Genomic DNA, 15,217 nt, shown 5'->3' on the forward strand with positions numbered 1-15,217 from the left:
AATCCAACGGTATTCACCTTCAGAGTCCAGAGAGAACACCGCTGCCGTCCAACTACACCTTCACATATTTTGATAATTATTATACGTAAATTCACGTATCTTGACAATTATTTAAACTCTCCTCTACGTATGTGGAAAACCCGCTATTTGCATTGCTGAAAAATTTATCGGAAATTTATCCGGATCGCAGTAATTGACGATGAAACACTTCATATCGTGACCGATAACTATAAAGAAAGCCAAACTCTCTGGTTTTCAGTCACTTTTAATCGTTAATTACTATCAAAACAGAAGCTATGCCTACTCCATTGAATGGTTCTTTGGGTCAACCCACTAATTTCACCAGCGTCAATGACCTAATTACAAAATGGCCGACTGCTGCCCAGAATCAAGGTATCAAACTGTCTGGGATAGCTTTTGATGGCGTGGAAACTGATTACCTTAATCCTCAAGCGATCGCCAATCTCACCTTACCAACTAATGAAAATCCTAAAAGCTGGTTGAGTTATGGCAGTAGCCCTGGTATTGGTGTCCCATCTTCCTATGATGGTTGGTTCACCGACACCACTAAAATTAGAGCGGAAATCAACTATAATCCCAACACAAATCAATCTCAGGCGCTGAAGCTGAAATGGGCAGATAACCAAAATATCACTAGCGCCACGATCGACCTTAGCACCTTGGGTCCCAAAACTAGCCCAGGAGTTGGCGATCAAGGTAATGAAGTTGGTTTGCTACAAATCTTTAATAATGGGACTCTGGTACCGGCCAGCAATTTTACGATCACTCGTCTCAACGCTCCGATCGCTCCAAAAGCGATTACTGCGGGTGCAGATGGAGTGACTTTCACTGGCGATCGCACCGATGGCAGTTTCCAATTCAAGATAGAAGCCAAGCCTCTCACCAACACTGCTTTTGACGAACTGCGGTTCTCCGCCAAACCCTACGATAGCCCCACCGCTGCCTACACCGCCACCTCTTTCAAAGACGATAGTTCCGACTACCTGGTGCGGAAGATTGACTATCAAGGCACGGCAAATCAGCCTAGCCTTCAGTTTAGTGCCCCAACCTTCAGCGTCAACGAAAACGGGACAGCGGTTGCAGCCGTAACCGTGACGCGCACGGGTGGTAGCGAGGGCGCAGTTTCAGCTACTGTGAACTTGACCAATGGAACTGCAACAGCGCCTGGTGATTACAACAATGCTGCCATCCCTGTCAATTTTGCCGCTGGGGACACAGCACCCAAGACTATTACCATTCCCATTGTCGATGACACCTTGGTGGAAGGTACCGAAACAGTCAAGTTAACTTTGGGCAGCCCTACAGGTGGTGCAACGATTGGGACGCAAGGCACTGCCACTTTGAGCATCATAGACAATGACACTCTCCCTCCGAGCACCCTGCAATTTAGTGCTCCTACCTTTAGTGTTAACGAAAATGGCACGGCCGTTGCAGCCGTGACAGTCACTCGTACTGGCAGTAATACCGCAGCAGTTTCAGCTACTGTGAACCTAGCCAATGGTACTGCTACAGCCCCTGGTGATTACAACAATGCTCCCATCCTGGTCAATTTTGCCGCTGGTGATTCTGCATCCAAGACTATTACCATTCCCATTGTCGATGACACTTTGGTGGAAGGTACCGAAACAGTCAAGTTAACTTTGGGCAGCCCGACAGGTGGTGCGACGATTGGGACACAAGGTACTGCGACTTTGAGCATCGTAGACAATGACACTGCCCCTGCGAGCACTCTGCAATTTAGTGCTCCTACCTTCAGGGTTAGAGAAGATGGCGTACCGATCGCAGCCGTGACAGTCACTCGCACTGGTAGCAGTACCGCAGCAGTTTCAGCCAGCCTCAACTTGGCCAATGGTACTGCTACAGCCCCTGCTGACTACAACAATGCTCCCATCCTGGTCAATTTTGCCGCTGGCGATTCTGCACCCAAGACGATCAATATTCCGATCGTCAACGATACTTTGCTCGAAGCTACCGAAACAGTCAATTTAAGTTTGGTTAACCCGACAGGTGGTGCGACGATTGGAACGCAAGGTACCGCCCGTTTGGACATCGCAGACAATGACAGCAGCCTGCAATTTAGTGCTCCTGTCTTCAGCGCCAACGAAGATGGGACGGCCATTGCAGCAGTGACAGTCACTCGCACAGGTGTAGCCTCTGGTGCAGTCTCAGCCACTGTCAGCTTGGCCGATGGTACTGCTACAGCCCCTGGTGACTACGGCAATACTCCGATCCTGGTGAATTTTGCCGCTGGCGACTCCACATCCAAAGTCGTCAATATTCCGATCGTCAACGACACTTTGGTAGAGGGTACCGAAAATATCCGCTTAACTTTGGGTAGCCCGACAGGCAATGCCACAATCGGGACGCAAAGTACAGCCACTTTCAACATCATAGACAATGACACTGCCCCTGCGAACACTCTGCAATTTAGTGCTCCTACCTTTAGTGTCAACGAAGATGGGACAACAAGCGCAGCCGTGACAGTCACTCGCACTGGTAGCAATACCGCAGCAGTTTCAGCTACTGTGAACCTAGCCAATGGTAGTGCTACAGCCCCTGCTGATTACAACAATAGTCCCATCCTGGTCAATTTTGGTGCTGGCGATTCTGCACCCAAGACGATCAATATTCCGATCGTCAACGACACCTTGGTAGAGGGTACCGAAACAGTCAACTTAAGTTTGGTTAACCCGACAGGCGGTGCGACAATTGGAACGCAAGGTACCGCCAGTTTGAACATCCTAGACAATGACAGCAGCCTGCAATTCAGTGGCTCCAGCTTCAGTGTCAACGAAGATGGAACCCCCATCACAACCGTGACAGTCACTCGCACTGGCAGTAGTGCTGGTGCTGTGTCAGCCACCGTCAGCTTGGCCGATGGTACTGCGATCGCCCCTGGTGACTACGCCAATACTCCGATCGCTGTCAATTTTGCCGCTGGCGACACCACACCCAAAACGGTCAATATTCCGATCGTCAATGACACTCTGGTAGAAGGTAACGAAACTGTCCGTTTAACTTTGGGTAGCCCGACAGGCAATACCACCATTGGCACCCAAAGCACAGCCACTGTCAACATCGTAGACAATGACAGCAGCCTGCAATTTAGTTCCCCTACCTTTGGCGTCAACGAAGATGGAACGCCCGTTGCAGCAGTGACAGTCATTCGTAATGGCAGTAGTGCTGGTGCAGTCTCAGCCAACGTGAATTTGACCAACGGTACTGCGATCGCCCCTGGTGATTACACCGGTACTCCGATTCCTGTCAATTTTGCCGCTGGGGACTCTACACCCAAAGTCGTCACCATTCCCATTGTCAACGACGCTTTGGTAGAGGGTACCGAAACAGTCAATTTAAGTTTGGTTGGCCCGACAGGCAATGCCACTATTGGCAACCAAAGTACCGCCACTTTGAACATCTTAGACAATGACAGCACCCTACAATTTAGCGATCCTACCTTCAGGGTTAGAGAAGATGGCGTACCGATCGCAGCCGTGACAGTCACTCGCACTGGCAGTAATATTGGTGCAGTCTCAGCCAGCGTCAACTTGGCTGATGGTACTGCTACAACCCCTGCTGACTACACCGGTACTCCGATCCTTGTCAATTTTGCTGATGGGGACAACACACCCAAGACGATCGATATTCCGATCGTCAACGACCTTTTGGTGGAGGGTAACGAAACAATCAATTTAAGTTTGGTTAGCCCGACAGGCAATGCCACCATTGGCACCCAAGGTACCGCCATTTTGGACATCGCAGAGAATGACAGCAGCCTGCAATTTAGTTCCCCTACCTTTAGCACCAATGAAGATGGAACACCCGTTGCAGTCGTGACAGTTACTCGCACTGGTGTTAGTACCGGTGCAGTCTCAGCCACCGTCAGTTTGGCAGATGGAACTGCTACAGCCCCTGCTGACTACGCCAATACTCCGATCTTGGTCAATTTTGGCGCTGGGGACACCATACCCAAAACAGTCAGCATTCCCATTGTCAACGACACCTTGGTAGAGCCTACCGAAAATCTCACCTTAACTTTGGGCAGCCCGACAGGCAATGCCACGATTGGCACCCAAAGTACCGCCACTTTCGACATCATTGACAATGACAGCACCCTCCAATTTAGCGCCCCTACCTTCAGGATCAGAGAAGATGGCGTACCGATCGCAGCCGTGACAGTCACTCGCACTGGTAGTAGTGCTGACGCAGTTTCAGCTACTGTGAACCTCACTAATAGAACTGCGATCGCCCCTGGTGACTACGCCAATACTCCGATCGCTGTCAATTTTGCCGCTGGGGATTCTACACCCAAGATCGTCAATCTTCCCATTGTCAACGACACTTTGGTGGAGCCAAACGAAACTATCAATTTAAGTTTGGTCAACCCGACAGGAAATGCGACGATTGGAGGGCAAAGCACAGCCATTACGACGATCGTAGACAATGACAGCACCCTGCAATTTAGTGCCCCTTTCTTCAGTGTCAACGAAGATGGAACGCCCGTTGCAGCAGTGACAGTCACTCGCACTGGCAGCGATCTCGGTGCAGTCTCAGCTTTTGTCAACTTGACCGATGGTACTGCTACAGCCCCTGCTGATTACAGCAATGGTTTGATCGCTGTCAATTTTGCCAATCGGGATTCAACACCCAAAACCATCACTATTCCCATTATCGATGACCTTTTCCCGGATGGCTTTTTCGTTCCGCTTGACGAAACTGTCAATTTAAGTTTGGTTAACCCGACAGGCGCCACGATTGGAACCCAAAGTAGCGCCGTTCTGACGATCGTCGATAATGACTCAGAATTTGGGAATAGAACGGCAAGTAGTCTCACTTTGACAAACGACGAGCTACTCAACGGTGGCCTGCGAAAGACTTCCAGCTTGTCTGGGGCTCCGGCGCAGGGAAGAGCAGATTTGGTGAACAAATCTATCGCCGACGAGCTACTGGGTGGCGGAATCGGAGCCTCTAATGTCGGGATTAATTCCAACTCAGTCTCCAACTTCGGTGTCGCCGATAGCTGGTTGAATTCACTCACAGACTCGAAGCTTAATCCTGGTTTCGTTGCGTTGAACAACCAATTTGCCTAAGTAGCTCTTTTGACCGAAGGACGAGCCCGCCCGGCCCCGGGCTACCGACACGGGGATAAGTCGGTGGCGGTTTCAACCGCCTTCAGTATTTGTGATACAATGGAACAGTAAGTAAGAATAACCATCTACGTGTTGAGACATCCTAGTTCTGAGAAATCCAGGCAACGGACATATCCGACTTCGATTCGGAACAGTTAAAGGGCAAATAATGGCAGGTTGTTGAGCGTACCGTATCTTTGGCATTAGTGATGGACTCCGAAAGCATAGAAAGCTAAAAGTATACGCAAAGCTTAGATTTATTTAAGCTGAGCGGGTAGGGGCGCTTTGATTTCGCCCTTGAAAGTTCGTATCTGGACTCTTCAAGAATCCCCGTCCCGGAGCGGGCTGGGGAGTATCAATAGCAATTTGCGTTAGTGGGTTTTAATCAAAAGAGGGTCCAAGCCCAATTATGTGCCTCTACGGTATGTAGTTGGGATGCGAGCTCTCTAGCTAACTCAACTACGTACCTTAAATGCCAAGATCGCTAAAGCGCAACTACGTACCTTAAATGCCAAGAGCGCTGAAGCGCAACTACGTACCTTAAATGCCAGGAGCGCTGAAGCGCAACTACGTACCTTAAATGCCAGGAGCGCTGAAGCGCAACTACGTACCTCTACGGTATGTAGTTGGGATGCGAACCCTCTAGCTAAGGAATCACAATTAAATAACTTCCACTCTTGAAAGTGGGATGGGCGTCCCGCCCGTCCCGGAAAGACGGGCGGGACGCCCATCCCACAATAATAATTAAAATTGTAAGTTATTTAATTTGCGATCCTAACTCAACTACGTACCGTAGAGGCCAAGAGCGCTGAAGCGCAACTACGTACCTGTTTTTTAAAGAGCGCTGAAGCGCAACTACGTACCTTAAATGCCAGGAGCGCTGAAGCGCAACTACGTACCTCTGCACAACTGAGATGCTATCGAATGTAAAATTAGTTGAATTTACTATTAATAGCTTTGTTTTTTGACTTTGACTGCTGCGGTAATTGCCTCGATCGCACTTCGATCGCCCCATCGCTCACAGCACTCAAAGGCAACTCGAATTCATCAATATCATTGCGGTACTTCACCGCAATATCAGCACCATTAATAATCGCCCCCAACAGCCGCGGCCCCGATTTGTGCGAATCCTCATCATCAGATTCCACCAACTGATCCGCAGCCTCAGACAACATACTAGCCAGAGTATAACCAGCCCGCGCCACCAAAATTATACCGTCCGTATAGGGTTCCAGCGTCAGCGCGTCGTTGCACTCGCTCAACGCCGGAGAATCCACTACCACAAAATCAAAGCGATTGCGAACATCCTCAAACAACCTCCGCATTTCGCTCGATTCCAGTACCGCCGAAGCCTGCCGCAAACTGCCCGGACTCGGCACGACATATAGGTTCTCTACCTCTGGAACCAACAAAACGCACTCGCTCATATTGCCGTAATAGTGCAAAGGTTCCACCGCCGCCAGAGGATCCGCAGCTATTTTCAAAGATTCCACATTAGAACCCGATCGCAAATCTGCTTCAATTAACAAAGTCCGTTTACCCGATCGAGCCGACGCAATTGCCAAATTGTAAGCACTAAAACTCTTTCCCTCCAAAGGCGCCGCCGAAGTCAGCAACACCACTTTTACAGGCTTTTCGCCAATTCGGCGTAAATTAGTCCGCAACCGCTCGTAAAACTCTAAATAAGGCGAATTGGGTTCCAAAGCCAGCGGCATCTCCTCCCCATAGGAATCAAACACAATCACTTCAGGCAAAACAGCCAGTATTGGCACCTCTTTTTCCACCAAAGCCGCCCGCACTTCTTCCCAACTGTAAAACTTCCCGTTGAGCATTCCCAACAAAAATATGAACCCGCCGCCCAGCAGCAATCCCACAAATCCGCCCACCGCCAGCATCACCGGCAAACCTTTCTTGTTTGGCGGAACGTCATCAATTTTGGGAGGCTGGGCGACTGTCAAACTCCCCGTTGTCTCAGCTCTCGCCGCCTCAGCATCTACCAAAGCCGCCTGCATCTTATCGTAGAGAGCTTTTTTCAGCGCCACTTGCTGGGCTAACCGCGCTTGTTCTAACTGCTTGTTGGGGATTTTCGCGTATTCCTGGCGCAATTGTCGTTCAGTGTTCTCTACTCCTTTGAGTTGTTCTTGCACCACATCCCGCTGCGTTTGTAAAGCAATCAAACTTTGAGCTAGCTGCTGTCTCGCCGGGTCTAAAGAAGAGTCTATCCGAATTCGATCGGCACTTCTGAGTGGAGCCGCCACCCCGTTCCCCCCGAGCACCTCCGATTGTCGCTGCTGTAACTGCTGCTCAAAAGCTTGTTTTTGTTTGAGCAATTCCACAATTTTCGGGTGTTCCTCCTGCAAGTCGCTACGCAGAATTTTGAGCTGAGATTCGATCGAAAACAGTTGCACTCGCAGTTGTGCAATAATTGGATCGGCAGACAGTGCTTGAGCCACGTAAGCTTGCTCTCCATTCAATCCCAAGCGTTCCTGCAAGCTTTTAATTTGAGCTACTATTGCTCCCAACTGCACCCGGAGTTGCCGCTGCTGCTGTTCGGTGGCGATAATCGCTTGCGGCAAAGTACCGCTCTGAACTGCTAAAATAGAAGTTTCTTCTCGTTTTTCGTAGGATTCAAGTTTTGCTTCCACCTCTCTGAGTTCCTGAGTTACTTTCGGCAAGCGTTGGTTAATTTGGGCGATCGTTTTTCGGACGCTGAAATTATTAGAATTTTCGCTGTAAATCACCATTTCGTTCATCAACGCCTCTGCTCGCTTTTCTGCTTTTTGGCGATCGGCATTTTTGTACGATACTTGAATCAAAGCACTGGGGTCATTACTCTTGGTCGGCATCTTGATCTCCACGCCGTCTTTCAGCTTTTTAGTCAATATTTTTACTTTTTCGTTCAATTCTTCTGAATTTAGTTCTGCTGCTTGTTTATTTAATTTGTTTTCTGCTTTAATGAGTTTTTTGGCGGCTGCTTGGATGACCTGTTGATTGAGCAACTTATCTTTAGTTATTTCTTGTCCTTCCTGTTGAATCTTGGTAGTGGTTGATGAAAAAATCACGGTCGGCTTGCTGTAGGCCAGCGTACCTTTAGCAACGTAAACCGGCGCCTGATTTGGCTGCACGGCAACTACTCCGGACACGCCCACAGTCACCGCAAGAGTGGCTAGTCCCACCCACTTGTATTGGTCAAAAGCAATCAAATAACGTTTGACAACTGATAAAGTCATAACTATTTTAGATTTTAGATTTTAGATTTTAGATTGAAGAATTGCTAACTATAAATCCTAACTAAGTAGGTGATGGAAAAAAAACTATAGCCTTTTGAGCTCCCATCTGAGGTACCAGACGTGCATAATAGGGCATTGGCAAACAGGGCAAACAGGGCATTGGGCCAACAGGGCATTGGGCAAACAGGGCATACCTCATTTTTTTGAGAACCGCTGTAGTATCTTGTCTCGGCGGGTTTAGCTAACAGTCTTTGATAGAAGCGAGTTTACGAGTACAAAACCGCCTCTCCCTAAGCGTGTTTATGTGTAACAACCTACTGAATGACCAATGACCAATGACTGATTTTTGCGATCGGGGACAGCACTGCTGACTAATGACAACTGACAACTTACAACTGAGGGCTGGCACGGGGTACAGCCCCTACCAACTAACAACCAACAACCAACAACTAACAACAACTAACAACTAACCACTAACAACTAACCACTAACAACTAACCACTAACTACCTATTATTATTGTTGTTGGATGGCCCAAACAGATTGTTTACCCCATTTCTCAACTGCTCAAAAAACAGAATAAATCCCAAAGTATCCCGGAATGGTCGAGTAAAGGTATTGAGAACATAACCAATACGCTCTACCAGATTCCGACCAATCACAATCACATCATTATCTTCCAGCATCGGGTTCTGAGAAACATTGCCCTCCAAAGCAGCTTTTGCATCTATCTTGCGGTTGATTGCTCTACCTTGCTTTTGGTCGAACCGGATCAAGGCCATTTTCCGCAAATCAGCCAGATTCACAGGCAAGTTGTTGATAGCATCCAAAAACTTGCTGCCATTTTCTAGGTAAAACGAGGTCAAACTACCACTAGCGTAACTCAAAACTCGAACGTAGATCTTGGGCTTCATCAGCGTAGAACGCGCCACCAAAGCTTTGTCGTAGTCTAGGTTTTTGATACTAGCGTCCAATTCTGGGATGACAATCACATCTCCCGAGGCCAAAGGAAAATCAAACAAATCGTTAGCCTTTGCTAAGGGAGTGTAGAGGTCGAGGGGTTGCTCCACCGAGGAGCCATCCACCAGCGTCCGTCGCACTCGCACGGCTCGTAAATCGGCTTTTCCCGTGACTCCCCCCGCAATCGTCAAAGCGGCGGAAATTCGACCTGAACCCGCCGGAAGCGTGTAAAAACCAGGTTTGCTGACTTCTCCGGTGACTGTGATTTGAACGGGGACAGCGGCAGCGGCTAGGCTGTATCTGGATGCTAAATCTCGATCGGACTTGCGATCGGCTGTAACCTGTTTATACGGTACGACGATCGCATCTCCATCTTCCAAACGCAAATCCGGCGGAGCAATACCAGTTTGCAGCGGCGTCAAAATATCAACAACTTGCTCAGCCACAGCACCACCCGGCAAAGTCCGCCGCACCCGCACCGCCCGCAGTTCAGCCGTCGGAGTCGTCCCAGCAGCAGCAGCCAAAGCCGCCGGAAGCTGCGGAGTTTGCAGCGGATAAAAACCAGGCCTGGCCACTTCCCCCGTCACCGTCACCACTACCGGGCGCTGAACGAGCAAAGCAGCCGAGACTTGAGGATTTTTGATAAATTGAGTAAAGCGCTCGCGGAGGCGCTGCTGTGCTTCTTCGACGGTAAGGCCGCGCACATTTACTGTGCCGATTAGCGGCAGTACAATTACCCCTTCAGGGCTGATTGCACCCGTAAAATTTAGCTCTGGAAAGCGCTGAACTTGAACGGAAATCTGGTCTCCCGGGCCCAGGCGGTACGGCCGATTCCGAAAAGCTGGGTTAATTTCCCTGTTGAAATTAGTAGGTGGCGGTGGCGGTACGCGCAGTGGCTGTGGCGGCACAAGTCGCTCAGAACTAGGAACAACAGATTGGGCTAAAGCCGTTTCTGAAAAAACCTTGCCGTTAAAGCCCCACAATACAGCAGCGAAAGATAGAGTCCAAGCACTTGAATACAGGCCAGCCAAGGAAAAAGCGACGCGATTTCTAATTATGAATTTATCCGGCATTTTGAAATAATAAAAAAGGGTAATATTTTCAATGTTTCGCTGTTTTTTAAGTTTCATCTCCGCAATTCTCAACTATAAATATCTACTCTTGATACCAAATTCGTTTAACTTTTCCTCTTGATTCTTCTAGCCCGCGGAGGCGGTCTTTGTTTGTGTAGAAGCGATTTCAATCGCCCTCTTGATTAAACTCAGAAAATTTCTGCCATTAATTGAGTCTGAACACTTTGGCCCAGAGATTCCAGCAGCGGTTCAACTATCTTAATATCGCCCTGCGGTTGGATGGGAACTATGATACTGACAGCAACCCAAGAGGCGCGGCGGTTCGACAGCCTCGCAATGCTATCTTCCCAAAACCAGCGGCTGGTTGCTGGAGAACCCCCATTAGGCCAAGCGTACCACTGCACGACAGCAAAAGTTTGTTGAGAAGTCCAGCTTCGGAAAAACCTCGTCTCGATAGTAGGTGAGGGCTTGTCGGATGTTGGCGCTAATTTAACTGTAAACCTCAAAGTGCGATGAGAATCTGTTTGCCACCGGTGAAATCCATCAATATCTAGCCATTCTACTTGCGGCTGGTTTTTGGGGGAATTTTGAGGCATTAGCAATAAAATGGCAATTGTTTGATGATTTTTAATTTCTTCAACTAACCATCTGTGTCCGCCAATTTGAAGGTTATTCTGGATGCGGATCACCTCCCAGTCAGGAAGTGTCATCCCGTGTTGGCGCAAACTTTTTAACTGCTTGAGGTTTGTAACTGTTGGCGGATTTGTCCAAGGCCACCTTCCCGTCGCGTAGCCAGGAATTGCTACTCCCGCAACCAGTACCAGCAAAAACACCAGTACCACAATTTTAGATACTTGGTAGCGCCGCAGTAGTTTCCGTGCTGAAATCATTTGTTTCATTAATCGGCAGGCTGGCTTGGGAAATACTTTTCCATCCCGTTGATGAGAAGTACCAATAAGCCTAGTATACAAGCAGAATACAAGTCTCCGCCCCATCCGGCGTGCAACCAAGTAAAAAGTCTCTCTCTGTCGGTTCCGTGAAAGTAAGTCAGCAAAGTGTTGCGGAGAATGTTGGAAGTGATGCTAATGATAGATGTGGCCACTAAAAACAAAATGCTTCTTTTTTGGGAACTCCAAACTCCCGTCCAATCTATCAAAATTAAGCTGACATAAAGACTGGTAAACAGCATTTTTAAGCCTGCACAGTGAGGGGCGACTTCGACAATGCGATCGTTTACGTACAGATAAATTTCTTCGATTCTCACGTTCAGACCGACTTTAATTAAGATCCAGCCTGATACTTGAGCAATGAAGTGCTGTAACGGCAAGGCGTAGGGTTCTATGAGGTAAGGAATGTGATTTGGCGAGGCAAAAAATACGAACAAAAGCGGCATTGCTTGCAATTTTAAGCCGGAAAATCCTTTTAAAGACAAGCAAATACTGGCTAGCATTAGTGGTAGAGATAAATTCACCAAATCGCTTAAGCGACTCAGATAAAAAAGCGTTGCTATTAACAGCAAAAAGCTTCCCAAAGGATGTGGCGAGTCGCCTAAGCGCCGCCAGCAGTTTCGGTTTGTCCAAGCAATATAAGCGGCGTAGGGTAAACCAATTATTCCGTGGCTGAAATATTCGTGTTCGATGCTGATGTTTTTGTTGAACCAGCCGTCGTACCAGTGTACTAGCAGGGGGGCGTAAAGCAGCACTAGGAGTACCGTGATACCTTCCCCCATGAGGTATCGCTTGAGAACAATGCGAATTCGGCGCTGGATTTGCATGGTTTGAGAAGTTTTGACATGGCCGCGCTGGATTCGCAACGCGAAAGCGATTTTGAACGGTGAGTTAAAGATTTGTTAATTCCCAACTCCAACGCTTTGAGATTTCTACTCTATGGCTTGCAACATCCTCACCATAACTTTTATAAACAATTAAGTAAATTAACTTAATTAAAGGTAAAATACCGATCGCTAAACAGTTTACTGTATATAGCCTTTTTCAAAAAGATGAGGTATGACTGACAGCTTATACAACCAGTTAAACTAAGAGGGCCCAAGCCCAACAACGTACCTCATGTTTGTGATAACCGCTATATGTCTTCTTCCATCTAGAGTATTGCGTCTTCCTTCAGTATTGCGTCTTTCTTCTGTCAACTGTCAACTCTTCCTACTGTCAACTGTCAACTGTCAACTGTCAACTGATTTCTCGATCGCCCTTACAACCTGCTCGATCTGAGTATTGCTCAATCCGGGATACATTGGCAAGGATAAAATTTGTTCGCACAGGGTTTCGGTGTGGGGGAAGTCGCCCGGATTGCCTAAGTTTTGGTAGGCTGGTTGCAGGTGGCAAGGTACGGGATAGTGGATGCCTGTTTGGATGCCTTCTCGGGTGAGATGTTCCTGAAGGGTGTTGCGGGCGATCCTCTTCGTTGGCGTAGCCCCCGTAGGGGAGGGCTTCCGTAACGGGCTTTTGTCAGTAATCTGGATTACGTAGAGGTGATAAATGTGACCTGTGCCGCTGTGATTGGCGATCGGTACAATGCCTTTGGGTTTCAGGGGTTCTAGTAGAGTATTGTAGTATTGAGCGGCGTCGGTGCGATCGCGATTCCATTTTTCCAAGTAAGGCAATTTCAAATTGAGCACGGCGGCTTGCAAATTATCGAGGCGGCTGTTGGTGCCGATTTCTGCGTGCAAATATTTGCTGGGTGCTCCGTAATTGCGGAGAGTTCGCATTTTTTGTGCGATTTCTGCATCGTTAGTAATTAACATCCCACCATCGCCAAAACAGCCGAGGTTTTTGCTGGGATAAAAGCTGAATGCTGCTGCTTTACCAAAGGAACCTGCACGGTATCCTTCTCTTTCGGCTAAATGGGCTTGTGCCGCATCTTCAAATATCATTAATTTGTGGCGGCTAGCAAAATCTAAAACTTCCCTAGGCGATACCATTTGACCGTAGAGGTGTACGGGGATAATTGCTTTAGTTTTTGAGCTGACTGCTGTTTCGGCTGCTGTGAGGTCAATCAGGGCGGTTTCCGGGTCACAATCTACCAGAATAGGTACTGCTTTGGCTTGAATCACACCAATTATAGTAGCGATAAATGTGTTGGCTGGGAGGATGATTTCGTCGCCCGGATGGATGCCACAAGCTTGGAGTCCAAGGGCGATCGCATCAGTTCCACAAGCCACTCCTACGCCGTATTTTACTCCAGAAGCTGCTGCAAAGGCTGTTTCAAATTCTGCCAGTGCTTCACCTAAAATAAAGTCTCCGTGCTGGATAATTGTTGCAAGTGTTGCTGCTATTTGAGATTCGATTGGTTGGTGTTGCAGGTAAAGGTTTACAAATGGAACTTTTGGCTGGCGACTGCTCATACATCGGAGGGAGAGTAATTATTTATATTAGCACTTAATTGCGGAGATATTTTATTTTTTTTAACCGCAGAGGGCGCAGAGATCGCAGAGAAAAAGAGGAATAGAGGAGAAAGCCGATCTCACTTTTCTGAGCTGTATATTAAATCAAGGTTTTTCGGTAAGATAGAATTAGATAATTTTTCGGCAATTGAGATCGATCGTGGAATACAAAAAACTAGGTAACAGCGACTTATTAGTATCTGAAATCTGTTTGGGTACGATGACTTACGGCCAGCAGAATACGGTTGCAGAAGCGGCTGAACAGCTCGATTTTGCGATCGCCCGAGGCATCAACTTTATCGATACGGCAGAAATGTATCCGGTGCCGGGAAAACCCGAAACTCAGGGCAAAACAGAGGAATATATCGGCGAATGGTTGGCGCGACAGCAGCGGGATAAAGTCATTATAGCTACTAAAGTGGCGGGGAGAAGCACTCGATTGAAGTGGATTAGGGAAGGGAAAAATCAGATCGATCGCCCAAATGTCGAAAAAGCCCTGAACGACAGCCTGAAGCGCCTGCAAACAGACTACATCGACCTCTATCAGATCCACTGGCCCGATCGCTATGTACCGCTATTTGGTGCGCCAGATTACGACATCGCCCAAGAACACGAAACCGTACCGATTTTGGAACAATTAGAGGTATTTGCTGACTTAATTAAAGCTGGCAAAATTCGCTATTTGGGTTTGAGCAACGAAACGCCTTGGGGAGTTTGCGAGTTTTGCGAATTAGCCGAAAAACACGATTTGCCGAAGGTTATTTCGATTCAGAATGCTTTCAGTTTGAGCAATCGGACTTTTCACATGAATTTGGCAGAAACTTGCAGATTTAAAAATGTGGGATTGATGGCTTACAGTCCTTTGGGTTTCGGACTTTTAACGGGTAAATATCTAAATGGAATCCCGGAAAATTCCCGACTGGCTTTGTTCGCAGGATTCGGTCAACGTTACGATAAAACTAATCTGAACGATGCCGTGAAAGCCTATGTTGAGATTGCGCGATCGCACGGTTTGAGTCCGGCGCAAATGGCTTTGGCTTATGTGCGATCGCGTTGGTTCGTAACTAGCACAATTATCGGTGCAACATCGATCGCACAACTTGAGGAAAATCTTAGCAGTTTGGAGGTGACTCTCGATCGAGATATCGTAGCAGAAATCAATTCGGTACACGCGAATTATCCCAATCCCACGCCGTAATCCTTATTAGTAGGTTGCGGTTAAGTGATATAGCCTCCGCTCGAATGACCGCAATCAGTAAGGTTCGTAGTGCGGACTTCAGTCCGCAGCCCAAACACAAAATGAAGGGCAATACGAACCGTTTTTGTTAAGGTTAAATCATATCATTTTCGCTGGAATCGCCATCCTAAAATTGGTTCGCTCGTTCGGATTTTATATCGTTTCCGG

Annotated in this window: 7 protein-coding genes; 2 read left to right on the forward strand and 5 right to left on the reverse strand. The window is 47.9% G+C overall.

The window, feature by feature from the left end:
* Positions 1-296: 296 nt before the first annotated feature.
* Positions 297-5,111, forward strand: a complete 4,815-nt coding sequence (locus JGK11_RS02070; protein ID WP_293210406.1) for a Calx-beta domain-containing protein — start codon at positions 297-299, stop codon at positions 5,109-5,111.
* Between the two features lie 971 nt (positions 5,112-6,082).
* Here the strand turns inward: JGK11_RS02070 and JGK11_RS02075 are convergent.
* The 5 genes from JGK11_RS02075 to JGK11_RS02095 form a co-directional block, all read right to left on the reverse strand.
* On the reverse strand, positions 6,083-8,380 hold the full coding sequence (locus tag JGK11_RS02075; RefSeq protein ID WP_293197912.1) for a tyrosine-protein kinase domain-containing protein: 2,298 nt from the start codon (positions 8,378-8,380) through the stop codon (positions 6,083-6,085).
* A gap of 505 nt (positions 8,381-8,885) precedes the next feature.
* Positions 8,886-10,469, reverse strand: coding sequence for a polysaccharide biosynthesis/export family protein (locus JGK11_RS02080; RefSeq protein ID WP_293174235.1), 1,584 nt, complete (start codon positions 10,467-10,469; stop codon positions 8,886-8,888).
* 131 nt (positions 10,470-10,600) lie between these two features.
* The gene (locus JGK11_RS02085; RefSeq protein WP_293174232.1) at positions 10,601-11,311 is read right to left on the reverse strand and encodes a cyanoexosortase B system-associated protein; all 711 of its coding nucleotides are present in this window, start codon (positions 11,309-11,311) and stop codon (positions 10,601-10,603) included.
* Positions 11,311-12,186, reverse strand: coding sequence for a cyanoexosortase B (gene crtB, locus JGK11_RS02090; protein WP_293174229.1), 876 nt, complete (start codon positions 12,184-12,186; stop codon positions 11,311-11,313). The genes JGK11_RS02085 and crtB overlap by 1 nt, the downstream gene beginning before the upstream one ends.
* A gap of 405 nt (positions 12,187-12,591) precedes the next feature.
* Positions 12,592-13,773, reverse strand: a complete 1,182-nt coding sequence (locus JGK11_RS02095; protein WP_293174226.1) for a DegT/DnrJ/EryC1/StrS aminotransferase family protein — start codon at positions 13,771-13,773, stop codon at positions 12,592-12,594.
* A gap of 199 nt (positions 13,774-13,972) precedes the next feature.
* Between JGK11_RS02095 and JGK11_RS02100 the strand changes: the two genes are divergently transcribed.
* A complete protein-coding gene (locus tag JGK11_RS02100) occupies positions 13,973-15,010 on the forward strand; it encodes an NADP(H)-dependent aldo-keto reductase (RefSeq protein WP_293174223.1) in 1,038 nt (345 codons plus the stop codon).
* Positions 15,011-15,217 lie beyond the last annotated feature (207 nt).

The sequence above is a fragment of the Microcoleus sp. PH2017_34_RAT_O_A genome (genome assembly GCF_020737885.1).
Classification (GTDB): Bacteria; Cyanobacteriota; Cyanobacteriia; order Cyanobacteriales; family Microcoleaceae; genus Microcoleus.